Source organism: Arthrobacter sp. MA-N2, assembly GCF_000517125.1.
GTDB lineage: Bacteria > Actinomycetota > Actinomycetes > Actinomycetales > Micrococcaceae > Arthrobacter > Arthrobacter methylotrophus.
The window spans coordinates 415746-438750 of the sequence record NZ_KI912156.1; the positions used below are offsets into that span (position 1 = coordinate 415746).

The following is a 23005-nucleotide window of genomic DNA, read 5'->3' on the forward strand; positions in this document are numbered from 1 at the left end:
AGCCAAGACGGCCGCCGGGCGCAGGAGGGGGTTCGGACTCCCGCGCCTTTGTGTCTCGTGCCGAGATGTACCCCGGTCGCGCTTTTTTGACACTTCAAGCAAAGTTCGCGAAACTTGACTTGAAGCTTCAACAAATCGGCATTCGCCGCGGGCTTCGAGACAGCCAACCGCTACCCGGAAACGATGCAATCACATGAACAAGTCCACCCTGACCAACACAGCCCTTACCGTCCTGCGCGTCATCGTCGGCTTCATCTTCGCCGCGCATGGCTGGCAGAAATTCAACGAATTCACCATTGCCGGCACCCAAGCAACTTTCGGCAAGATGGGCGTCCCCGCCGCAGACATGGTGGCCCCGGTCGTCGCTACCCTTGAGCTGGTCGGCGGCATCGCCCTCGTCGCCGGTGTTCTGGCCCGCGTCTTCGCTGCCCTCCTTGCGCTGGACATGCTCGGCGCCCTGTTCCTGGTCCACGCCCCCGCTGGCCTATTTGCAGACAAGGGCGGCTACGAATTGGTCCTGGCCCTCGCCGCAGCAGCGGCTGCAGTTGCACTGACCGGCGCCGGGCGGATCTCCGTAGACGCCGTGGCCTTCGGCCGGAAGGGTTCCAGGCTGAGCGTCCTCGCCTAGTATCCCCTTCGCTCCACCCTGGCGACACCCCAACGGGCTGGCGACTCTCGTATCCGGGCGTCGCCAGCCCGTCTGCGCGTCGCCAGCCCGTCTGCGCGTCGCCAGCCCGTTTGCGCGTCACACAGCGCATCACCAGACCCGCCGTCGATACACTCACGTCATGAGCGAGCTCCCCTCCCACTCCGTCACCTTGCGGTTCCTTGCTTCCCCCACCGACGTCGGACACAGCGGATCCGTCGACGCCGGCACAGTCCTTGAGTGGGTGGACAAGGCTGCCTATGCAGCAGCTGTTGGCTGGGCGAAGTCCTACTGCGTCACGGCGTACGTCGGCAACATCCATTTCGCCGATCCCGTCAACAGCGGCGACATGGTCGAGGTGGAAGCCACCATCGTCTACACGGGCCGCTCCTCCATGCACATCCGGACCATCGTGTCCTCCGGCGACCCCAAGGGCGGGGCCGCCACGATGAGCAGCCAGTGTTTGGTGATCTTCGTTGCGGTCGGTTCCGACGGTCGCCCGGTTCCGGTCCCCCAGTTTGAGCCGTCGACGCCGGAGGAGACGGAGCAGCGCGACAACGCCCTCGCGCGGATCGCCGTGCGGGAGAAGATCGTCGAAGCCATGAACGCCCAGGAATATACCGACGCCGGCACGGCCGAGCGCGTGGTCCTGCGTTTCATGGCAGCCCCCACCGACGTGAACTGGGGCGGGAAGGTCCACGGCGGCATCGTCATGAAGTGGATTGACGAGGCCGCCTATGTCTGCGCTTCCCGTTACAGCGGCAAGGACACCGTGACCGTATTCTCCGGCGGCGTGCGGTTCTACCGCCCTCTCCTGATCGGCGATGTAGTGGAAGTCGAAGCCCGGCTTGTTTACACCGGCAACAAAGGCATGCATATTGCCGTGCACGTGCGCTCAGGAAATCCGAAGAGCCGCGAGATGAACCTCACCACCTACTGCCTGACAGTTATGGTGGCAAGGGACGAGAGCGGAACGTCCGTTCCGATCCCGCCATGGGTCCCGAAAACCGACGAGGACCGGCGCCTGCACGCGCACGCCCGCGAGCTGCTCGAGATCCGCGGACGGGCTCCGGGAAACCGGCTGCCGGACCACTTGCTGACTGGCGGGTAGACGCTGCGCGGGTCTTAGGATCCAAGAACAGCTAGCTCGTTGGCGAACATGACTGTCGTTCTAGCGTGTCGCCCGGTCCAGGACATGTTCGGCGAACTTGTCGCGGACGAAATCTTGGACAATTGATCCGATGCCGGAAATTGTGGTGGTCAGAGTGTCTCCTTCGGAAAGGAAGCGTTGCGGATTACGCACGGCGCCGATGCCTGCAGGCGTCCCGGTAAAGATCAGGTCACCCGGCCGCAGCTCTGCGACCGAGGAAATCTTGGAAATCAGCTCCGGCACAGAAAACACCATATTGGCAAGGGTGCTCTGCTGGACGACTTCCCCATTGAGCCGGCACTCAACGCTCGCACCATTGACGTCGAAGTCACTCGTGCCAACCAGCCAGGGACCCGTGGGGGCGAAGCCCTCGAAAGATTTGCCGAGACTAAACTGCGGGGCAGCACCATGCGTCTGCAGTCTCCGGTCAGAGAGGTCCTGGCCAACGCAGAAGCCTGCGACACGGTTCAACGCTTCATCGACTGGAATGTCCCGTCCCCCTGAGCCGACGACCACCACGAGCTCGGCTTCCCAATCGCAATTGCCCTCCTCGGGAAGCATCACCCGTGTGGTGGTTCCAGCGAGGGACGAAGGGAACTTTGTGAATACCTGTGGGAAATCGGGAAGAGGCGCCTTGATCTCTTCGGCGTGATCCTTGTAGTTCAGTCCCACGGCAAATATTTGCGAGGGACGGGGCGACGGGGCCCAAAGCTTGGATTTATCAAGCTCTTCTGCGGCATCCTTTGTGACGGTCTGCGCCCACAGGCTGAATTCGTCCCACTCGCCATAAATCGCGCCTGGATCAGAGGCGAAGCGGCCGTTGCTTCTGGCCTCCACATCCATGACAGATTTCCCGTCCGTAAGAGCGAGCCGGCCACCGTAATTAGCAATCTTCATTGTTTCCTCCATTCGGGCGACCACAAGGTCACCGGCATCTAGTTGAGTGCTGGCTGTGGGCTCTCCGGCCGGGCAAAGCCTTGATACGCGGGAGTACAGCCCCCGGTCAAGGCACTCCGGCCCCCGTCTACGGGCAGAATCACCCCGGTAACGTACGAGGATTGCGGCGAAGCAAGATAGAGCACCGCGTCGGCATATTCCTCCGGGCGGCCGGAACGCGCCAGCGGAGTAGCATTCGCCAATTCGCTGAGGATAGTCGGGGGGAGCGTCATCGCCGTTGACGATGCGCGGCCAATGCCGTTTACTCGGATTCCGTAAGGCGCCAGTTCGGCGGCCAACACGTGAATCAGGACGTGAACGCCCCCCTTTGAGGCAGAGTACGCAGGGATGTTGACGTTTCCGAAGTTCCCGTCGATCGAACCCGCGTGGACGATCGAAGCAGCGTCTGCCGCCTTGAGCATAGGGAGGAAGGCCTTAGTGGCCGTGAAAACGCCGGTCAGATTGACGCGTATCGTTTCTTCCCAGGTTTCCAGGGAGAGATCCTCAACAGACACCATCTGAGTTGCAAAGTGATGTGTGACAAGGACATCGACCCGGTCCCACTCCTTGCTAACGTGCTCGGCCAGTCCGAAGACGGCGGCTGGATCACGGGGATCATGTGCATAACCCCGGGCGCTTCCGCCCGACGACCGGATTTCGCTGACGCAAGCATCAGCAGCCTCTTGGGTGAACTGGGCGAGCACGACGTCGGCGCCTTCTTTGGCGAACGCCTTGGCGCTTGCGGTACTGATGTCGTCGGGACCGGTCAGCCCCATGCCTGTTCCGATAACGACAACATTCTTTCCTGCGAATCTGTTGCTCTGCACTAGATTGCTCCTCTGGTCTCAGTAAGGGATTTCAGCTGGCTGGGGCCGCCGCCCCAGAGCCAGTCAAAGCCGGCAAGGATAGGACTTCTGGCGGCCAGATCTGCGTCACGGATTACCTGCGCGGGTCCATCCTGATAATGGAAGAGTTCGCGATTGGCACGGGAACCGTTCTGGACCTCGCTAGCTCTCGGCAAACGCAATTCTTCATAGCGTTGGAGCTGCTCTGCAACGCTTCCGGGATCAGCGGCGATGAGGCCTTGGCTCAGGGCGACTGCATCTTCGAGGGCCTGAGCCGCGCCTTGTCCCAGATAAGGAAGCATCGGATGCGCAGCGTCCCCCAGCAGACAGGTCCTGCCAGCCACCCAACGCGACAATGGTTCCCGATCGAACAAATCCCAACGATTCACCGCTCCTCCGGAGCGAACTAATAGTTCCATTCGCGCGTCCCAGCCTTGGAGGTTGGCGAGGAGGTCTTCCGCGCTGGACGATCCTGACCAGGAAGGATCAGACGATTGCGGCTCGGTCACGCACACGGTCATGTTCAGGACGCTTCCGCCTTTGACCGGCATGAGCACAACGTGAGCGCCAGGACCCATCCAGGTCTGCATCGTGGGTATTTCAGCGAATGATCGCAGGCTCTCGGTTTGCAGAAGTGCTTCTCGGGGGACCTGGACCCGATACGCGGCATTGCCGCTATAAACAGGCTCATCCCCGCCGGCAATCTCCTGCCGAGCGATCGAACGTATTCCGTCCGCACCGACGATCAGGTCTGCGGCCAACTTTTCGCCGCCCTCCAGCTCGACGCAGGTCTCAGCGGTATCCAATGTGGCCACTTTGGATTGGAGACGGACGCGCACGGGTTCGCCTGCACCGTTCAATGCGGTGGCTGCTTGGTGCAACACCGCTTGAAGGTCACCACGGTGCACGGTCCAGAACGGGGAGGAGTACCTTTCCGAAGCTACCGCTCCCAGCGGGACCGACCCAATGACACTGCCGTCTTTCCACCGGCGTCGTAGCCACGCTTCGACAGCGTTGGCCGCCGGTTCCAGCTGACTTCGGACGCCGAGGAATTCCAAGGCGCTGGTGGCGTTGGAAGCCATGCCCACGCCAGCGCCCACTTCTCCGATCGACGTTGACCTCTCCAACACCGTCACCCTATGGCCGGCCCGGCGTAGTCCTACCGCTGCGGCGAGACCACCAATGCCTCCCCCGATGACAAGAACTTGCAGCATCACTACCCCTTACTAATCAGTCAGCCGATTCGAGCTGTGACCTAGATCATCACGCTAAATCGTAAATGTCAACGAAATTTCGAAATTACTAATTTATATCGAAAGTGTGAGTTGCGGTGAGGGCGCGACAAAGCCCAAAGGTCATACTTGGCGGTTTTGGCCAGCCGATGCCCCGGCTGGCTAGCGGGTGCCGGCCGCACTGACCGTCGGATTCCCAACCGCGAGAGGCGTGTTTGTGACTGCCGAGCTACCCGGCGTCAATCCCAGCGTCGGCTAGTGGCCGGCGCCGCTGGGATTCCAGGAGGAGCTCCGTCGTCTTTTCAATGTGCTCCGTCAACGCATTCGCGGCACCCTGAATGTCCCGCGAGACGGCCAGCGAGGCAAGTCTCTCGTGCTCGACATCGCGATCCTGCGGATGGGCAATGCCGCTGATCATCCAGCAGTGGTAGACCTCAGCGGCGTCCCGAAGGCGTTGGGCAACCGCGCGGAGCTGCGGGTTCGGGCAGCCGTCCAGCAGAGCTTCATGGAATCGCCTGTGAACCGCGAGCCATTCGGGATTGAGCTTGCCCCGGTCATCAAGGGTCGGAACTTGAGTCAGCCGGTGATGGATGGAAACCAGCGCAGATTCCCAATCGAGGTCGCCGCACCGGATGGACTGCCGCAGGACTTGAGTCTCGATGGCCACCCGAGCTTCAGTTAGATGCTCGAGTTCCTGGACGCTGACGGTGATCACGCGGTAGCCAAGCTGCGATTGTGCTGTTGCCAGCCCCTGTTCGACCAGGCGCGGGAGGACTTCGCGCAGGACGCCTGTGTTTGTTTCGTATCGGCGACCGAGTTCCGCAAACCCGAGCTTGGATCCTGGCGCAAGTTGACCGCTCAAGATATCCATTCGGAGTGCCCGGAGTACGATCTCGCCTTTGGTCTGGTTGATGGTAGCCACGTTTCCATTATGAGGGTTTCGAGATATATAGCAACTTTCGAAATTTGATTGACATTTACGATTTAGCATGATGACCTAGGTCACATGGTTGTTTCCAAAGTGCGAGGCTGCTCACGGGGCAGGCCCTCAAGCACCGGCGCATGAGAGGCAAGACAGCAGGCCTACGCGCTCTCAATGGCGAGAAGCCCCCAGACGTTTGCGATCCAGGGGAAACACCCAAAGCGGGAATGAGCCCAAAGCTCCGGTTATCGCCGACTGTCCCGCGTACGCCCAAAGACATCACCCTGAAAGGAAGAATGTCGTGAAAATCAACGGCTTCAAGAGACTCGGCACCAAATCAATAACGACCGCCGCAGCGTTGTGCGTGCTCGCATTGGCTGGCTGCTCCGCAAACGCAACCACGCCGGCAGCCACTGCAGAGGGGGCGCCGGAAATTTCGACGATGAAGATCGGCGTCACCCCCGTTGGAGACTTCGCGCCTATTTACTACGCCAAGGCCAAGGGAATTTTCGAGAAGCATGGCCTGAACATCGACATCGATCCCAAGGGTGCATCGGAAGTGCCGCCCCTTGTTGCCAATAGCTACCAGGCAGTGACGATGTCATGGACCACCTACATCCAGGCGGTAGCCCAAAACGTGCCGTTGAAGGCTGTCTTCCCCGGGATCGACGGTGAACCTGACACCCAAACGGGCATCTACACCATGAAGACATCCGGAATCACGACGGCCGGACAGTTGGCAGGCAAGAGCCTCGCCGTTAATCAGCCCCGAGCGACATTTGAGCTCAACTCCCGAATTGTGCTTCAGGAAAAAGGGCTCGATCCGTCAAAGGTCAACTTCCAGGTGCTGCCCCTGCCCACCTTGGTTGATGCCCTGGCCGGCGGAAAGGTCGACTCTGCCTATCTGCTTCCCCCCTTCTCAACGATCGCGGAGTCCAAAGGCGCGCAGCTCATCATCGATCCTTACAAAGACTCGCTGACGGGATCCCCGATCGCGGGCTACGTGATGACGGCCGATTTTGTCCAGAAAAACCCCCGCACTGTCGCCGCCTTCCAAGCCGCCATGAAGGAGGCCGCGGACGCGCTCAACGCCGATCCCAAGGTGTACCGGGACTTCGTCACGACGTATACGACGCTCACACCCGAATTGGCGCAGAAGGTTCCCGCCTATGTATTTCCCACAGCCGTGAACACTGAAAAGCTTCAGGAACTCGCCGATGTCATGGCCAAGGAGAAGTTCTCGACCCGCACCGTGGACATCAGCAAAACCATCGTGGGCGGAAAGTGATTGGCATCATGAACAGCGCCACCGATTCACAGTCCGCCACGGTGAACGATGCGGCAGTGGCACCTGGAGGACTCGGGTACCGTGGTGGGACCCCCCGGAAGGTCATGAGCGTTGTCCTCGGCCTGTCGCGGTCCTGGCGTGGAGTCCTCTCGGTCGCAATTGCGTTGATACTCCTCGAGATCGTCGGCCGCACGGGCTTGCTTGCCCCCTCGGCCTTTCCACTGGTTTCTGAAGTCCTCGCAAGGCTGGGACACGACGCACTGTCGGCTCAATTCTGGACCGCAGTGGGGCAGACACTCGCCCAGGCATTGACAGGCCTCGTGGTCGCGGCACTTTTGGCGATTCCCACCGGGCTTGTGCTCGGCAGAGCGCGGCCACTGGAACGGGCGATACGGCCAATCATCGAATTCCTGCGTCCGATCCCGTCCGTGGCGATTCTGCCCTTGGTGATCCTTATGTTGGGTGTCAGCTTCAACGGCGCAGCCCTTCTGGCCGGTATCTCCTCTTTCTGGCTGATTCTTGTCCTCACCGTCCGGGGCGCCCGGGCAGTCGATCCCGTGGCGCAACAGACGCTCACACTCTTCGGAGTTCCCCGCCTCGCGCAGTTCTGGCATCTGGTCCTCCCCAGTTCCACGCCCTTCATTGTGACGGGAATCCGCATCGCGGCATCCGTTGCACTCATCGTTGCCATCACCGCTGAGCTCCTGGGCGGTATGCCGGGGCTAGGGAAAGAAGTCCAATCGTCTCTTCAAAATGCTGATAAGGCCGGTATGTACAGCTACACCCTTGCTGCAGGAGTCCTGGGCGTCCTCGTCAACGCGGCCCTGCTCCCGATCGAAAATCGCTTGCTCCAGTGGCACCCGTCCAGAAGGGGCGTGTCGAAGTGAAGGTCCTCTCGAAAGTATCTCCCCTCCTGGTGTCCGCCGCGGCAATAGCCATCTGGTGGGCACTGAGCGCGTCCTCGACATCCTTGTACTTTCCGCCTTTGGAAAACATCGTCGTTGCGTTCAGGGACAATTGGCTGTCAACCAATCTCGTGGATCAAGCGATTCCAAGTGTTCTCCGTATCCTCCTGGGAATGGCTCTTGCCATCCTCATAGGCGTCGTTGCCGGCGTCGTCGTCGGTATGTTCCGCAAGGTGGAACCGTTCGCCCGCCCCGAGCTTGAGTTCATGCGCGCACTTCCGCCAATCCTGGTCATTCCACCGCTTCTCCTGGTTCTCGGCACAGGAGATCTCATGAAGATTGCGGTCATCGCAGCTTCCGCTGTGTGGCCAATTCTCTTGGCAACAACGGACGGCGTCCGGGCCGTGGAGCCTGTCCGTGCAGACATGGGACTGGCATTTCGCCTGCCCTGGGGTGCCCGCATGCGCTGGATTGTCCTCCCCACCGCCGTGCCGCATATCTGGAGCGGAGTGCGAGCGGCTGTACCGATTGCGATTGTCGTGATGGTTGCCGCCGAGTATTACTCAAGCGTCAACGGAATCGGATATTTCATCTCCCGCACCTCCACCACGTTCCGCTTGGACGAAATGTGGTCCGCCATTCTGTTGCTCGGATTCCTCGGAGTCTTGCTCAACAGCTGCGTGGCCCTCGTTGGACACTGGCTCGACCGCAAATACGGCGAGTTCGGTATCGATGCGTAAGCGCTTTTCCGGCACAGTCACCGGTGACTGCCGCCACAATAGGAAGGAGGCCCACGGTGGCCATTCTTGAAGTTCAGGCTCTACAAAAAAACTACGGTGCAGAAAACGTTCTTGAAGACATCACGCTGACGGTCGAAGAAGGTGAATTCCTCTCGATCGTAGGGCCGTCAGGTTGCGGCAAAACCACTATGCTCAAATGTCTGTCAGGGCTGCTTCCTTACGAACACGGTTCGGTGAAGATTGCCGGCGAGCTAGTAACCAGTCCACCGGAGACTCTCGGCTTGGTCTTCCAGGACTACAGCCGGTCACTCCTGCCGTGGTTAACGGTCCGGGAAAACGTCGAGCTGCCATTGCGATACCGGCCTTCGAGCAAGGCCAAGCGTCACGCCTCGACGTTGGACGCCTTGGAGTCGGTTGGCCTCAGTGCCCATTTGAACAAGAAGCCTTGGCAGCTTTCGGGCGGCATGCAACAACGTGTGGCAATTGCCCGCGCACTGGCGTACGAGCCAAAGCTGTTGCTCATGGATGAGCCGTTCGCGTCCGTTGACGCACAGACCCGCTCGGAGCTGGAAGACCTCACTATGCGGCTTTGGAGTGAGAGGAACATGACCATTGGATTCGTCACCCACGACATTGACGAAGCAATCTACCTAGGCACCCGAATCGCCGTCCTTTCGCGCACACCCACCACCATCCGCGAAGTCATGAACGTCGACTTGCCGCGGCCCCGGGATCAGGTCTACACCAAAGGCCTGCCCGAATTCGCGCGCCTTCGCAGTGAAGTCTTCAACGCTCTTGGGCACGCACCGACTCCTGTCGCTTAATGGACAGATGCCACCGAAGTACACCAATAATCTCGACGAAGGATCCGGAAACTGATGGGTAAAGTGCACCTTTCGCTGGCTTGCGGCGACTATGAAATCACCAGATCACTTGCTGAGGGGACCACGACGCCGGATGGCATCGAGCTGACGGTCCTCACAGAGGATCCCGAACGCATTTTCCGGTTGGATCGCAGAAACGAATGCGATATTTCGGAATTCAACGTGGTCCAGTACCTGAAATCGCGGGACAAGAATGATGACCTCCTGGCCATTCCCGTCTTTCCCCATAGACGATTTCGACACGGATCCATTTTCGTCAACTCCAATGCCGGTATTAAAGCTCCGCAGGATCTCATCGGACGCTCGGTTGGTATCGGCGGTTTTGAACCCGCAGCCGCGATCTGGATCCGAGGAACTCTCCAGGACCAGTATGGAGTCAAGCTCCACGATGTTGACTGGCAGGATGTCTTCGGAATATTGGGGCGGCTTCCCGACAGCCAGTCCAAACCCGCCAATCCAAAAGATGCCAACAGCCGATTCCTCATAGACGAGCTTCTGACGAATGGCGCATTGGCTGGGCTGGTCTCCGCATACTTCCCTCCGGCTTTCCTGGCCGGCGACCATCGGATTGATCGTCTCTTCCCCGACTATCAAGCCGTTGAATCGGATTACTTCCGCACTTCGGGAATCTTTCCAATCATGCACCTGATAACGATCAAAGCCGAAGTTGTCGATAAGAATCCATGGATTCCCTCGTCCTTGATGGCCGCGTTTTCTGCCTCGAAGCGAAAAGCGATGGAACGACTTCGAAACCCCCGTGTTGCCCCCATGGCTTTCTGGCAATCCAGCCTCGAAACGCAAACTGAGCTCATGGGACCGGATCCATGGGAATACGGCCTCACGCCCGGTAATCGAAAAGCTCTCCAGACCGTTGCTCGCTATGCCGCGGAACAAGGAATCACCAGCCGGGAGCTCGACATCGAGAAATTGTTCCTGACGACCGACGATTTTTCTGCAGAGAGCATCGCCATCATCTAGAGGTGACAACCCGGCCAGGATTGCCGCGCGATTCCTGTTCATAACAAGTGAAGGAAACACCATATGAGTCTGTTTTTCGACCATGTAACCCTTGGCCAGCGTGTGCTGTTCGGGACCGGTGCGGCTGCCGTGAACCTGGCCGCGGAAGTGGCCCGGCTCGGTGCCGGGCGGGTGATGGTGATCGCTTCGGACTTTGAAACCCCGATGGCCCGCACCGTCGCTGCGGGCATCGACGTCGCGCTCTGGCACCACGAGGTCGTGATGCACGTCCCGATCGAGGCCGCCGAAAAGGCACGCGCCGCGGCCGTCGACGCCGGCATCGACCTGCTGGTCTGCGTCGGCGGGGGCTCGACGACGGGCCTCGCCAAAGCGATAGCGATGACCTCGGGCATCCCGATCATCGCCGTGCCCACCACCTACGCCGGGTCCGAAGCGACCAACGTGTGGGGCCTGACCGAAGCGTCCCGGAAGAACACCGGGGTGGACGACGCCGTCCTGCCCGTCACGGTCATCTACGACGCGGCCCTGACCCTGTCCCTTCCAATGGACATGTCCGTCGCCTCGGGCCTGAACGGCATGGCCCACTGCATCGACTCGATGTGGGCCCCCCGGGCCGACCCGATCAACGCCGCCCTGGGCGCCGAGGGCATCCGGGCCCTCAACCGCGGCCTGCCGCTGATCGTCCAGGACCCGACCGGGGCCGAAGGACGCGAGCAGGCCCTCTACGGCGCGTACCTGTCCGCGGTCGCGTTCGCTTCCGCAGGCTCCGGGCTGCACCACAAGATCTGCCACGTCCTGGGCGGGACCTTCAACCTTCCCCACGCCCAGACCCACGCCACCGTCCTGCCCTACGTCCTGGCATTCAACGCCCCCGCCGCCCCCGAAGCGGCAGCCCGCATCGCGGCAGCGTTCGGAACCGCCGACGCCCTGACCGGCCTCCAGGAACTCCGCAAACGCCTGGACGCCCCGAAGGCCCTGTCCGACTACGGCTTCACCGCCGAGGGCATCGCCCAAGCAGTGAACATCGTCCTGCCGGCCGTCCCCGCATCCAACCCGCGCCCGGCCACCACCGAAAACCTCACCCGGCTCCTCCAAGCGGCCCTGACCGGGGAAGACCCCCGGGTCCTCCTGGACCTCTGAGCAACCCCGGCACACGCCACCACCCCCGGACTCTAAGGAACCCCGCCATGACCACCCACCCCGCACCGACCATCAGCCCCGAACAGACCGCCGTCGAACAAGAACTCCTCGACACCGTCCTCGCATCCTTCGACAAAACCGAAGACCCCCGCCTGAAACAACTCATGCAGGCCCTCACCCGGCACCTGCACAACTTCCTGCGCGAAGTGCGCCTCACCGAAGAGGAATGGAACACCGGAATCGAGTTCCTCACCGCCGCCGGGCACATCACCGACGACAAACGCCAGGAATTCGTGCTCCTCTCCGACGTCCTGGGCGCCTCCATGCAAACCATCGCCATCAACAACCCTGCCCATACCGGCACCGCCCCCGCCACCGAAGCCACCGTCTTCGGGCCCTTCTTCGTCCAGGACGCCCCCGAAATCCCGATCGGCGGAGACATCGCCGGCGGCGCCCACGGCCAACCCTGCTGGGTCGAAGGCACCGTCACCGACACCGACGGCAACCCCCTCCCCGGCGCCCGCATCGAAGTCTGGGAAGCGGACGAAGACGGCTTCTACGACGTCCAATACACCGATGACCGCGTCGCCGGCCGCGCCCACCTCTACGCCGACCACGAAGGCAAATACGCGTTCTGGGCACTCACCCCCACCCCGTACCCCATCCCGCACGACGGACCCGTCGGCAAAATGCTCGAAGCCGTCGGCCGCTCCCCGGTCCGGGCCTCCCACCTGCACTTCATGGTCACCGCCGAAGGCCAACGCACCCTCGTGACCCACATCTTCGTCAAAGGAGACCCGCAAATCGAAATCGGCGACTCCGTCTTCGGCGTCAAAGACTCCCTCGTCAAACACTTCGACACCCAAGCCCCAGGCACACCCACCCCCGACGGACGGAACCTGAACAACCAGACCTGGACCCGCACCCGCTTCGACATCACCCTCGCACCCGCCAACGTCTGAAAAACGTCTGAATGAGCGCGGGTCCTCATCCGAGAGGGGCCCCTCCGACGGCCTGCGCTTCCGGTCGGTCGCAGCCTAATTGATCCCGCCAAGCCATGGCCTACTTGCTTGGCCTGACAAGTTGTGACGGGATTCGAACCGTCGGTACTACTCGGCTGTTCGCGGCCCGTGGTCCTAACGTTTTTAGAACCCGCCGCCGGTCTCGCCCGCCATGTTCGCGAACCGGGAGTAGTGGCCCTGGAAGGCAACCACGATGTCCTTAGTGGGCCCGTTACGGTGCTTGGCGATGAGGATGTCGGCTTCGCCGGCACGGGGAGATTCCTTGTCGTAGACGTCTTCGCGGTGAAGCAGGATGACCATGTCGGCATCCTGCTCGATGGATCCTGATTCTCGAAGGTCCGAGACCATGGGCCGCTTGTCCTGGCGCTGTTCCGAACCACGGTTCAGCTGGGAGAGAGCGATGACAGGGACTTGGAGTTCCTTGGCGAGAAGTTTGAGGGCACGCGAAAATTCGGAGACTTCCTGCTGGCGGGACTCCACCTTCTTGCCGGAGCTCATGAGCTGGAGGTAGTCGAGGATCACCAGTTTGAGGTCGTGCTGCTGCTTGAGGCGGCGGCACTTTGCCCTGATCTCCATCAGGGACATGTTGGGGCTGTCGTCGATGAACAGCGGGGCATCGTTCATTCGGCCCATCGTGGTCGCAATCTTGGACCACTGCTCATCCTTGATCGTGCCCTTGCGGAGGTCTTGAAGGCCGATGGTGGCCTCCGCGGACAATAGACGCATCGCGATTTCGTTCCGGCCCATTTCCAGGGAGAACATCACGGTGGCAAGGTTGTGCTTGATCGCAGCAGAGCGAGCGAAGTCGAGCGCGAACGTGGATTTACCGACGGCGGGGCGTGCGGCGATGACGATCATCTGGCCCGGGTGCAGGCCGTGGGTGAGCTCGTCGAGTTCGTAGAACCCGGTGGGGACGCCTGTCATGCCTTCCCCCCGGTGGCCGGATGCCTCGATCTCGTCAACGGTGGATTCCATGACGTCCTTGAGCGCCACGTAGTCTTCCGCGGTTCGGCGTTCGGCCACGGCGTAGATCTCGGCCTGGGCCTGGTTGACCAGGTCTTCTACCTCTCCATCCTGGCCATAACCCATCTGGACGATCTTGGTGCCGGCGTTGACGAGGCGGCGCAGGACGGCGCGTTCGGCGACGATCTCGGCGTAGTAGCCAGCGTTCGCCGCTGTGGGCACGGTCTGGATGAGCTCATGCAGATACGCGGGACCGCCGATCCTGTTGATCTCTCCCCGCTTGGTCAGCTCATCCGACACCGTGACGGCATCGGCAGGCTCGCCGCGTCCGTAGAGGTCGATAATGGACTCGTATATGGTCTCGTGGGCCGGGCGGTAGAAGTCCTGCCCGCGGACTATTTCCACGACGTCGGCAATGGCGTCCTTGGACAGCATCATGCCGCCCAGAACCGACTGTTCGGCGGGGATGTCCTGAGGAGGTTTGCGGCTGGCGTCCGATGTCCGGCCGCCCTCGATCGAATCCAAGTGCGTAACTGACAAGCCGTCCTCCATTGTGTACCGCGGCAAATAACTGTTCCCGGCGGTGCGGTAGGTCAACGCCCCGGTGTGGGTTGGCCTGGCCGCCCGGTGTATGCCGGCTGGTCCAAACTGTTCCGTAGGGCACCGACATTTTTGGATTTCCCCGAGATTTCCACAACTTATCCACAGACGGGTCCGCGAGCATGCTGCTAACGGGCGGCACCAAGGCGCCGCGCACGAGAAACAGGGGTTTTCCAAGTACCTAAAGCAGGTACTCAGCCACGTTAGCCCTGCTTTTGCGAGGCACCAAGCCGAGCTTGTGGATAAAGTGTGGAATACGTACCCCTACTTGTGCACAGCCTGTGCATGACCCTGTGGAAAGAGAAATTCTTTTCCGGGAAATTAGCTTCTGAGCTGGGCAAACGTTCTTCACGCCATGTGGATCAAAACTATTTTCGTTCACCACTCATCCACAGGCGAATTCAAGCAATCCCCACCCTCGGGCCCGCACAAACCCCTGGAGTGGCATAAATATGCCAACAATGTGATGCTCCACACAATCGTCTTCAAAATTTGACAGTCGACTCTCAGAAGCTATGCCGAAACAGGAATGTACTGTGGATAACTGCGTTCTGACATAAGCTCTAAGTATGGGTTTCACTGTGGGGGATGCGCTGCTGGTTGCAATGCCGGTTGTCATCCTCGTGGCCTTGATTTGGGGCCTGACGGCGGCGTTCAAGCCGCGCAACACAGGGCTGTCCGATGCGGAACGCTACCAACGGGAGCTTGCCGCCCGCTCGGCAGCCCACCAGGCCGCCCAAGTGCAAACGGCAACAGCGGCTCGGGCCCGCATCGATGCCTCCACGAAGCCAAGCCAGAATGCACAGCAACAGTCCCAGCAGGACAGCCAGTCCCGGGCCGCTCTCCAGGCGCAGCTTGGGACCGGCTCAGGGATCGGCCAGGCGGGCTACAACAGTTCCATCCTGCCCAACGGACAACTAAATCCACAGTTCGCGCTGCAATTGCAAGGCATGGTCCGCAGCGGCCAGAAGATCCAAGCCATCAAGCTTCTCCGCCACGAAACCCACTCGGATTTGTTGACCGCCAAGAACTATATAGATCGGCTTTAGCGCATGTCATCCCTACTCGTTCCGGTCTTGATCCTGGCGGCCGTCGTCGTCGGCGTGCTGTTGGTCAGCCGCATACTCTCCCGCCGTTCCGCGGAACTTCGCGCAACTGATGCCACGGGCAAAGCGGCCGCAGACCCAGCCGAGTTGGCCCGCGAGGCTGCTGCGAAGCTCAGCGAGGATCAACACCGGCAGCTGTATTCCCTCATCGCCCAGGGTCAGGCCATGGCGGCCATCAAGCTGTACCTCAGCGCCACCGGAGAGGGCCTGCGCGCCTCACGGGACGCCGTCGGCGCCCTTGCATCGCATCCACAACCCTTTCGTAAGCCCGAGGCCGCCCCGCAGGGCCTCATTCCCGACGACGACGAGCCGGAACGTTTCCCCTACCGATACCGAGCCATTGCCAGCAAGGGCGACGTCACGCGCGAGGTGAGCAGCAACATGCTCAACGACGAGATCTACGGGAGGATCCGCACCTTGGCCAAGAGCGGCGACGTCGAAGCCGCGGCCTTGGCCCTGACAAAGCATTCCGACATCAGCATGAAGCAGGCCCGCGAGTTCATCGAGCTGCTGGACGACTGATCCCTGCTGCGGTGAGCCCCGGGCCGCCTAGCGTCCCGCCGTGATCCCGGCCAGGAGTTGCTCAAAAGGCAGGGACTCCATCGGCTCCGCCTTGCGGTGCGGCTGCTCCCCGCTCAAAAGCCGGGCGAGCTCGCCCGCGGCCCGGTCCACTCGGACCGAAAGCGGCGACTCGCCGTCGTCGGTGTTTCCCCAATCCTGGGGACCGGCGAAGACGGACGTCTGGGTCATCCGCGTCCGCAGGTAGGTGAAGAGCGGACGCATGGCGTAGTCGAGCACCATTTGGTGCCGGTCAGTGCCTCCCGTAGCGCCGAGGAGAACTGCCTTGCCGTCCAGGGACTTCGGGTCCAGGACGTCAATGAAGGACTTGAACAGCCCGCTGTAGGAAGCACTGAAGACCGGCGTCACGGCAATGATTCCATCGGAACCTTCGACGCCGGAGATCACCTCGGCGACGCGCGGCGCAGCATAGCCGGTGACGAAGTTGTTGGCGATATCCACGGCCAAGTCCCGGAGTTCGACGATGTCCACCCGCACCTCGTATCCGGCGTCGCCCAGCTGGCGTTTGGCCGCGGCGGCGAGTTGGTCTGCAAGCAGACGGCTCGACGACGGGACGCCCAGTCCGGCGGAAAGAACGGTTATGCGGCGGGTCTCCATGGCAATCTCCTCTTGCTCGACGGTTCGAAGGCTTCAAACCAGAGTACATGCGTTTGCATCTATACTTCCAAACTGCGCGCCTGTGCCCTTTATTCCCCCGTTGTTGCCGAGGGAGGGCAGGTCGGGGAAGACATCCACTTGCGAGAAGGACCCGGTGCGCAGGCTCTGCGAGACTACAGGGATGTCAGAGAACAAGACCATGCCCACTGACCGTCCCGTCGAAGACTTCTTGGCTGCCGTGGAACATCCCGTGCGGCGCGCCGATGGTTTCGCCTTGTTGGACCTCATGCGCGGCATCACCGGTCAGGAGGCAGTTATGTGGGGTCCGAGCATCGTTGGCTTTGGAAGGTACCACTACAAGTACGCAAGCGGCCGCGAGGGCGATTCCCCCGCGGTGGGCTTCTCGCCGCGGAAGGCCAACCTGGCGCTGTATGGACTGCGCTCCGGGCCTGACGCCGAGTATCTGCTGCCCAAGCTCGGCAAGCACAAGACGGGGGCTGCTTGCCTCTACGTGAACAAGCTCGAAGACGTTGACGTTTCCGTCCTGGCAGACATGGTGCGCGCGGGCTACAGCCACGTCGTGGCGGAACCACAACACCCCCGCCCCTAGCGCGAACTGGCAGCTAATGCCCCTTTTCAGGCCCGCAGAGGGCATCTACTGCCAGCTCGCGCTCCCCGGAACGCGACAAACAAAGGACCCCCGCCTCCGGAAACCGGAGACGGGGGTCCTTCGAACTCGTCAGAGCTTACTGCATTACTTGCTTGCAACGACCTCGAGGTCGATGACAGCAGAAACGTCCTCGTGCAGGCGGACGTTGGCCTGGTACGAACCAACAGACTTGATGTGGTTCGGCAGTTCAACGTTGCGCTTGTCGATGGAGCCAAGGCCAGCAGCCTCAACTGCAGCAGCGACGTCGGCCGGCTTGACGGTGCCGAAGAGACGACCGGACTCGCCGGCCTTCACTACGAGCTTGACCTTCTTGGAAGAAAGCGCAGAGGCCTGGGCCTGTGCAGCTTCAACCGAAGCGTGGGCACGAGCGGCGCGGGCAGCCTTGATGGACTCAACCTGCTTCTCGCCACCCTTGGTCCAGGTCAGAGCGAAGCCGCGGGGCAGCAGGAAGTTACGTGCGTAACCATCCTTGACCTCGACAACGTCGCCAGCAGCACCGAGACCGGTTACTTCGTGGGTCAGAATGAGCTTTGCCATGTTAGTTAATCCCTTCCTTAGCCGCGGCCAGCGCCGGAGTAAGGCAGCAGAGCAACTTCGCGGGCGTTCTTGATTGCCTGGGCGATTTTGCGCTGTTCCTGCACCGTGACGCCAGTGACGCGACGAGCGCGGATCTTTCCGCGGTCGGAGATGAACTTGCGCAGCAATGCTACGTCCTTGTAGTCGATGACAGTGATGTCAGCGGCCTTCAAGGGGTTGGACTTTGGTTTGGGCTTACGGAGTTCAGCCTTAGCCATCGTGGAGCTCCTTTTCTATGGAGCCCGTGGAATGGATCCACGGGATGGTGGTGTCCGACGGCGGTTGCCACCCACGTGCCTCGCGGCAGTTCCGGCGGGTTCCGGCGTCGAACTTTAATTTTTGTTTAGAAGGGAGGTTCGGAATCCGGGCCGTTGCCCCATCCACCCGCATTGCTGACACCCGGGGTAGCCCAGGGGTCTTCCTGCGGTGCGGATTGGCCGCCGCCCCACGTTCCGCCGGAGTTGCCGCCCTGGTTTGCACCAGCGCCGCCACCTCCGAAGCCGCCACTGTTGTTGCCGCCGAAGCCGCCCTGTCCACCCTGACCGCCTGAGCGCTGGGTGCGGTTGACCTTGGCGTTGGCGTAACGCAAACTCGGGCCGATTTCATCGACTTCGAGCTCGATGACGGTGCGCTTCTCGCCTTCCTTGGTTTCGTAGGAACGGCTCTTCAGGCGGCCGGAAACGATCACGCGCATGCCCTTGGTGAGGGATTCGGCGACGTTCTCAGCTGCTTCGCGCCATACCGATGCACGGAGGAACAGGGTTTCCCCGTCCTTCCACTCATTGGACTGGCGATCGAAGGTCCGGGGAGTAGAAGCGATGGTGAAGTTCGCTACCGCCGAACCTGACGGTGTGAACCGCAGTTCGGGGTCATTGGTGAGATTACCGATGACCGTAATAGTGGTTTCGCCTGCCATCTACTGCCTCCTTGTTCGTTCCTGCGGGGTAAAGAATGAAAGCCGGGAGCTGAAATTACTCAGCAACGACCTTCTGCTCTTCGGGGCGGGTGATCTTGGTGCGCATGATGGTCTCGTTGAGACTCAGCTGGCGGTCAAGTTCCTTGGCGGTTTCCGGCTTGGCGGTGAAGTTCACCACGGCGTAGATACCTTCGGACTTCTTCTTGATGTCGTAAGCCAGGCGACGGCGGCCCCAGATGTCAACCTTTTCGATGGTTCCACCATCGGTGGTGATGACATTGAGGAACTTCTGAAGCGACGGCTCTACGGTACGCTCTTCGACCTCGGGGTCGATGATTACCATCAATTCGTAAGGACGCATATGTGAACCCACCTCCTTTGGGCTAAGCGGTTACGGCATTTCCGTAACAGGAGGTTCATTTGCGATGAACAGCGCTGACCACCGCTACCAGAAGCGGAAGCAGGGCGCAGCACAGACTTCAATATCTTAGTCCATTTCACATGTCCAAGCCTATTCGGCGTGTCGGAGGGTGGAATGGTCGACAGCACGTATGTGGATAACCAGGTTGGCCGCCACCGGCAGGCGCCACCCTAGTACTTCGAGAGTTCGACCGAGACCGAGTCCGAGTTCACCGTCGCGGTGCCGTAAACCCGCACGGCGACGGAGTCATTCTCCTGCTTCCAATCAGGGGTACTCGGATTGAACGATGTGTTCCGCTCGTAACTTACCTCAGCGTTGCCGGCGGTCGCGGTGCTGATCCGCCACGTGCCGTTGTAAGAAGGGCGGACAGAGATCTTAGGGCTCACCGGAACGGACCATTTCACGTTTCGCGTCTCGCCGAACCCGAACGCGTAGAACGGGCAACCGTCGGGGCTCAGTTCCTTTGATGCAGCGCACTTGGATAATACGGCTCCCACCTGGCGGTCGACTTCCGCAGCCAGTTCGTTGCTGCCGGTCACCTCCAAGCTGGTGTCTTCTGTGCTCCGGACGCTGGTGCCCATCGCTATGAGGATCCGCTTCTCCTTGGCTGCAAGGTACTTTTCCTTCGCCGGAAGGCCGATAGTGTATTCCCCGGGAAATGCCGGTAGCTCGATCGCGGAACCATATCCGCCCCATTGGGCGGCCAGAGTGCCGACGCCATTGACGGAGAACGCACTGACGGCAGCGTCGGCTGAAAGACGGACGGTGTTGAAACCCTTCGACTGCAACTTCCAGTGGTCATCCAGAATGTCCGGATGCTCCTTGTCAAGCACGAATGGGATTTCCGAACGGCGCCCGTCCTGCCTGACCTCAACCCAGACGGTGGCTTGGTTGCCTTTCACTTGGCTTGAAAGAATGGTGTATCCATCTATCCTTTTGGTGGCCGCGCCGTAGACAGCGTTACTCAAGAGAACACGCTGCTCGTTGGGCACACCGGGGTCGGCGAAACGCACCGCCCTTTCTGCGTCACCGTCCACAAGGGCCTGGATATATTCTCGAACCACCTTGTCTGGACCGTTGCCTGCCTTGATCACTGTGACAGCCACAAGGCTGCCGATCGCCAAGACAGCAACCACTCCTGAGGACACCGCCACGAGCCGGGCCTTTCTTCGCCCGGCTTGCGAGCGCCGCTTCGCGAGCGGTGGACCGTTGTGCGCGGAACCACGAGCCCCATTTGCTGACGAGACATCATCGAACGGAAGATCGGTCGTTTGCTGCTCCGCTATGGGCTGCCGCTCCAAGGAGTCCGCTACCACCGACGCCGGACTCGGAGGTACGCCGATCCGGGCCAGGTTCCGGAGCCGGACCGGGACAAGCGGCAACACGTAAGGCGCCAGGTAACGGGCGGTGGCTTCAACCAGAAGACCCCAGAGCAGGAAGACAACGGGGGCCCACCAGACCAGCCCAAGACCGTAACTAGCGCGGGCCAAGGTGCCCAGCTTGAAGGTTGCCGACAGGTTCAGCAACGGCAGAAGTACGAGCCCTAATGTCAAATACGCCGCGGGAACGGGTACCCAGGTGGCGAGCTTTGTATTGTCCGCATATCCCCTGCGGAGCAGGACAAGCAGACCCGTTAGAAGGGTGCAGATGAGGGCAAGCAGGAAGGCGCCCAACGTCAAGGCGAGATCGGCACCCGCACCCACACCGCCGTCGAACCCGTAGAGGATCCGGTCCGTGTTCCCCGAAGCCGTGCCTCCGATGTAGCTGGCGTCAGCCAGCACACGCAATCCGCCGAGGTGGGCCATGACGAAGAGCAGACCAGTCGCATTCCCGATCCATAGCGGGACTGTGAGCAATCCGGCCCACCCGTTGCTCACTCCGGCGAAAACCCAGACCACCGGCGCGGCTATGCAGGTAAACAGCAGCAAGTGGCTGGACGCCGCGATGAGGGGCAGACTGAGGGCTCTTGACAAGGGCGCAGGGACCACCGGCGGAACCTCTGCGGCTGCCGTCCGGCTCCTGGCCGCGGCCGACACGGCAAACCCTAAGAGCATGGAGAAAACGGTGGGCCAGAAGCCGGCCGCAGTGACCGGCGATGTGCTGAAGCCGTTGCTTGCGGGAAAGCTGATGGCAGCTGCAGCCGCCACGACGTTTACTGCTGCGGAATAGACCACGCCGGTCACCAGGGACTGGGCAACGAGTTGCGCCCTGGAGCCAGATGGGACTCTGTGTTCAGCGACGCGACTGCCGATGTAAACACTGAAACTGCTGATCGCAAGCAGTCCCAAAGGAACGGCGTACGCTGAAGCGCCGCCCTGAATCGTGCCTAGGAACGGCACCGCGCCTTCAAGCAAGGTCGACAAATTCCCGAGATGCGCCATAGCGAGTAGCTGTGCCGTGAGCTGACCGAGGACTGACCACGCGCTGCCGGTTTCCACGCCGGAAAATCCTGGCGTGCCGGTGGGCACCAGGTGACCGCCGTTGGATGTCGAAGCACCGATGACGGAACTCATGACCATGGCCGTGGCCACCAGGAAGCCTGCCAAATAGGACCCGACGGCTACGACAGCCCCGACCCACAAACTCTTGAGTTGGACCGAATCAAGCCACCGGGGCACCTGCTGCGGCGCCTGGTTGGGCGGTTCCGGCATGCCCGATGTTTCGGGCCTGCCGGACGTGGAAGTAGAAGGTACCTGAGACATTTCCCCAATATTTCTCTCGGAGTACGACGTACTCGAGGAGCGTAATTGGCCCGGCGCATCCACAACCAGTCATACGATCGAAGCCTGTGGATAACTCGCCCTACAGCCTGTACTGCGCCAAGCTCAGGCAGACTGATCCCATGACCATCCTCAAATCCACCTCTCTCTTTGTCCTTGCGGCCATTGCCGAGATCGGCGGAGCCTGGCTCGTGTGGCAATCCGTCAAGGAGGCCAAGCCTTGGTGGTGGGCGGGTCTTGGGATCGTGGCCCTGGGCATCTACGGTTTCGTCGCGTCGTTCCAACCGGATGCGCATTTCGGGCGCGTCCTTGCGGCTTACGGCGGCGTGTTCATCGCCGGATCCCTGGCCTGGGGGATGCTCCTTGACGGCTTCCGACCGGACCGTTGGGACATCATCGGAGCCATGATCTGCCTTCTGGGGGTCGCGGTAATCATGTTCGCGCCGCGGGCGGGAAATTGAAGGCCTTCCCACCGGCACGCGTGGCATGATCTGACTATGAATGCCGCCGTAAAGAACCACGGTCCGAACTCGACCCGCGCCAAGCGTTCCCGATTGCGATTCTTGTTGATGGTCGTTACCGGCATCGCCGCCGCAGTAGCAACCGGAATATGGGGCCAATGGATCTACGCGCCCGCGACGGGCTGGGCCGTAGCTGCCGTTGTCTACAACGTCTTCGTGTGGACAGTCATCACACCCATGAAAGCCGCCCAAACGGCAAGCCATGCCACGGAAGAAGACCCACGGCGATCCACGTCGGACCTCCTCATCCTGTGTGCCGCCGTCGGCTCCCTCGCAGCCTTCGTGCTGGTAATGCTCGGCGCCAAGGACGCGCATGGCCTCGACAAATTCATGCTCGCCCTGTTGGCCCTGGTCGGTGCGGTGTCGTCATGGCTTCTCGTGCACACCCTCTTCACCTTGCGCTACGCGGAGGTTTACTACACGTCCGATCCGCCCCGGGGCATCGAATTCAACCAAAAAGAACCGCCGCAGTATACAGATTTCGCCTACATGGCGTTCAGCCTCGGGATGACCTACCAAGTCTCCGACACCGCGATCACCACGAGGGCGATGCGATCCGCAGCTTTGCGGCACAGCCTGCTCGCCTATGTTTTCGGCGTCGGGATCCTGGCCACCACAATCAACCTCGTGGTGAGCCTCGCGTCCTGA

General features: G+C 61.2%; 25 protein-coding genes. 14 read left to right on the forward strand and 11 right to left on the reverse strand.

The window, feature by feature from the left end; all coding sequences use genetic code 11:
- The first annotated feature begins 193 nt into the window (after positions 1–193).
- Complete coding sequence (locus tag A3M3_RS0120220) at positions 194–628, forward strand: DoxX family protein (RefSeq protein ID WP_028267861.1); 435 nt, start codon at positions 194–196, stop codon at positions 626–628.
- A gap of 160 nt (positions 629–788) precedes the next feature.
- Positions 789–1757 (forward strand): acyl-CoA thioesterase, encoded by a 969-nt coding sequence (locus A3M3_RS0120225; RefSeq protein ID WP_028267862.1) that lies wholly within the window; start codon positions 789–791, stop codon positions 1755–1757.
- Positions 1758–1817: 60 nt separating this feature from the next.
- Here the strand turns inward: A3M3_RS0120225 and A3M3_RS26150 are convergent, their stop codons facing one another.
- The 4 genes from A3M3_RS26150 to A3M3_RS26165 all read right to left on the reverse strand — a co-directional run bounded on the left by A3M3_RS26150 (position 1818) and on the right by A3M3_RS26165 (position 5731).
- A complete protein-coding gene (locus A3M3_RS26150) occupies positions 1818–2693 on the reverse strand; it encodes a fumarylacetoacetate hydrolase family protein (protein WP_051423429.1) in 876 nt (291 codons plus the stop codon).
- 38 nt (positions 2694–2731) lie between these two features.
- Positions 2732–3559, reverse strand: a complete 828-nt coding sequence (locus A3M3_RS26155) for an SDR family NAD(P)-dependent oxidoreductase (RefSeq protein WP_051423430.1) — start codon at positions 3557–3559, stop codon at positions 2732–2734.
- Complete coding sequence (locus A3M3_RS26160) at positions 3559–4791, reverse strand: FAD-dependent monooxygenase (RefSeq protein ID WP_051423431.1); 1233 nt, start codon at positions 4789–4791, stop codon at positions 3559–3561. Before A3M3_RS26160 ends, A3M3_RS26155 begins: the two co-directional genes overlap by 1 nt.
- A gap of 247 nt (positions 4792–5038) precedes the next feature.
- On the reverse strand, positions 5039–5731 hold the full coding sequence (locus tag A3M3_RS26165) for a GntR family transcriptional regulator (protein ID WP_197023344.1): 693 nt from the start codon (positions 5729–5731) through the stop codon (positions 5039–5041).
- 301 nt (positions 5732–6032) lie between these two features.
- Between A3M3_RS26165 and A3M3_RS0120250 the strand changes: the two genes are divergently transcribed.
- From A3M3_RS0120250 to A3M3_RS0120280, 7 genes are all read left to right on the forward strand, one after another.
- Positions 6033–7019, forward strand: a complete 987-nt coding sequence (locus A3M3_RS0120250; RefSeq protein ID WP_028267863.1) for an ABC transporter substrate-binding protein — start codon at positions 6033–6035, stop codon at positions 7017–7019.
- A gap of 8 nt (positions 7020–7027) precedes the next feature.
- Complete coding sequence (locus A3M3_RS0120255; RefSeq protein ID WP_155854480.1) at positions 7028–7906, forward strand: ABC transporter permease; 879 nt, start codon at positions 7028–7030, stop codon at positions 7904–7906.
- Positions 7903–8664 (forward strand): ABC transporter permease, encoded by a 762-nt coding sequence (locus A3M3_RS26170; protein ID WP_051423433.1) that lies wholly within the window; start codon positions 7903–7905, stop codon positions 8662–8664. The genes A3M3_RS0120255 and A3M3_RS26170 overlap by 4 nt, the downstream gene beginning before the upstream one ends.
- Before the next feature lie 56 nt (positions 8665–8720).
- On the forward strand, positions 8721–9488 hold the full coding sequence (locus tag A3M3_RS0120265) for an ABC transporter ATP-binding protein (protein WP_051423434.1): 768 nt from the start codon (positions 8721–8723) through the stop codon (positions 9486–9488).
- A 54-nt stretch (positions 9489–9542) separates the two neighbouring features.
- Complete coding sequence (locus A3M3_RS0120270; RefSeq protein ID WP_028267866.1) at positions 9543–10526, forward strand: hypothetical protein; 984 nt, start codon at positions 9543–9545, stop codon at positions 10524–10526.
- A 63-nt stretch (positions 10527–10589) separates the two neighbouring features.
- Positions 10590–11666 (forward strand): maleylacetate reductase, encoded by a 1077-nt coding sequence (locus A3M3_RS0120275; protein ID WP_028267867.1) that lies wholly within the window; start codon positions 10590–10592, stop codon positions 11664–11666.
- Positions 11667–11713: 47 nt separating this feature from the next.
- Positions 11714–12628, forward strand: a complete 915-nt coding sequence (locus A3M3_RS0120280) for a dioxygenase family protein (protein ID WP_028267868.1) — start codon at positions 11714–11716, stop codon at positions 12626–12628.
- A gap of 183 nt (positions 12629–12811) precedes the next feature.
- Here A3M3_RS0120280 and dnaB read toward each other — a convergent pair whose 3' ends face one another.
- Positions 12812–14191: a replicative DNA helicase gene (gene dnaB, locus A3M3_RS0120285; protein ID WP_028267869.1), complete on the reverse strand. Its 1380-nt coding sequence runs from the start codon at positions 14189–14191 to the stop codon at positions 12812–12814.
- A gap of 629 nt (positions 14192–14820) precedes the next feature.
- Here dnaB and A3M3_RS0120290 point away from each other — a divergent pair.
- Together A3M3_RS0120290 and A3M3_RS0120295 are read left to right on the forward strand one after the other, a co-directional pair.
- Entirely contained in the window at positions 14821–15300 is a 480-nt protein-coding gene (locus A3M3_RS0120290) for a hypothetical protein (protein WP_035743419.1), read from the forward strand.
- Positions 15301–15303: 3 nt separating this feature from the next.
- Complete coding sequence (locus tag A3M3_RS0120295) at positions 15304–15879, forward strand: hypothetical protein (RefSeq protein WP_028267871.1); 576 nt, start codon at positions 15304–15306, stop codon at positions 15877–15879.
- A 27-nt stretch (positions 15880–15906) separates the two neighbouring features.
- Here A3M3_RS0120295 and A3M3_RS0120300 read toward each other — a convergent pair whose 3' ends face one another.
- Positions 15907–16533, reverse strand: coding sequence for an FMN reductase (locus tag A3M3_RS0120300; RefSeq protein WP_028267872.1), 627 nt, complete (start codon positions 16531–16533; stop codon positions 15907–15909).
- A 181-nt stretch (positions 16534–16714) separates the two neighbouring features.
- Between A3M3_RS0120300 and A3M3_RS0120305 the strand changes: the two genes are divergently transcribed.
- Positions 16715–17143, forward strand: coding sequence for a DUF1801 domain-containing protein (locus A3M3_RS0120305; protein WP_035743421.1), 429 nt, complete (start codon positions 16715–16717; stop codon positions 17141–17143).
- A gap of 144 nt (positions 17144–17287) precedes the next feature.
- Here the strand turns inward: A3M3_RS0120305 and rplI are convergent, their stop codons facing one another.
- From rplI to A3M3_RS0120330, 5 genes are all read right to left on the reverse strand, one after another.
- Entirely contained in the window at positions 17288–17740 is a 453-nt protein-coding gene (gene rplI, locus A3M3_RS0120310; protein WP_028267874.1) for a 50S ribosomal protein L9, read from the reverse strand.
- A 17-nt stretch (positions 17741–17757) separates the two neighbouring features.
- On the reverse strand, positions 17758–17997 hold the full coding sequence (gene rpsR / locus A3M3_RS0120315) for a 30S ribosomal protein S18 (protein ID WP_003800144.1): 240 nt from the start codon (positions 17995–17997) through the stop codon (positions 17758–17760).
- Positions 17998–18122: 125 nt separating this feature from the next.
- Positions 18123–18695 (reverse strand): single-stranded DNA-binding protein, encoded by a 573-nt coding sequence (locus tag A3M3_RS0120320; protein WP_028267875.1) that lies wholly within the window; start codon positions 18693–18695, stop codon positions 18123–18125.
- A gap of 55 nt (positions 18696–18750) precedes the next feature.
- Positions 18751–19056 carry a 30S ribosomal protein S6 gene (rpsF, locus tag A3M3_RS0120325; RefSeq protein WP_028267876.1) on the reverse strand — a complete coding sequence of 102 codons (306 nt, stop codon included), beginning with the start codon at positions 19054–19056 and terminating at the stop codon, positions 18751–18753.
- A 230-nt stretch (positions 19057–19286) separates the two neighbouring features.
- Entirely contained in the window at positions 19287–21818 is a 2532-nt protein-coding gene (locus A3M3_RS0120330) for a hypothetical protein (protein WP_231497375.1), read from the reverse strand.
- A gap of 140 nt (positions 21819–21958) precedes the next feature.
- On the opposite strand from A3M3_RS0120330, the gene A3M3_RS0120335 reads away from it, so the two are divergent.
- Together A3M3_RS0120335 and A3M3_RS0120340 are read left to right on the forward strand one after the other, a co-directional pair.
- Positions 21959–22297 (forward strand): YnfA family protein, encoded by a 339-nt coding sequence (locus A3M3_RS0120335; protein ID WP_028267878.1) that lies wholly within the window; start codon positions 21959–21961, stop codon positions 22295–22297.
- A 36-nt stretch (positions 22298–22333) separates the two neighbouring features.
- Complete coding sequence (locus tag A3M3_RS0120340) at positions 22334–23005, forward strand: DUF1345 domain-containing protein (RefSeq protein WP_028267879.1); 672 nt, start codon at positions 22334–22336, stop codon at positions 23003–23005.